Origin of the sequence: Streptobacillus felis (genome assembly GCF_001559775.1) — a bacterium.
GTDB lineage: Bacteria > Fusobacteriota > Fusobacteriia > Fusobacteriales > Leptotrichiaceae > Streptobacillus > Streptobacillus felis.
The window spans coordinates 1-248 of the sequence record NZ_LOHX01000033.1 but is presented as its reverse complement, the minus strand read 5'-3'; the positions used below and the strand labels follow the sequence as shown (position 1 = coordinate 248).

The window sequence follows — 248 nt, the reverse complement described above, 5'->3', positions numbered from 1 at the left end:
AAAGGGAAAAGAATTAAAAGTAACAACAATAGCAGGTGAAGAAGGCATAAAGGTAAGTGCCGACATAATAGGTTCTATACATGGAGATGTAGTAAAGATAGTAGCAACAAAATCAGGTATAGGAGTTAAAAGTATAACTTCAAAAGATTTAACATTAGAATCAAAGACACAAGCTAAAATAGAGGAAATAAAGACAAATAATCTAAATGTTAAGGTAGAAGAAGATTTTACAAATAGAGATAAAATAA

At 28.6% G+C, this 248-nt stretch carries 1 protein-coding gene; it reads left to right on the top strand.

Going from position 1 to position 248, the window contains the following annotated elements:
- Positions 1-248: hypothetical protein (locus tag AYC60_RS08805; protein ID WP_197416911.1), on the top strand; the 248-nt coding region annotated here is incomplete at both ends.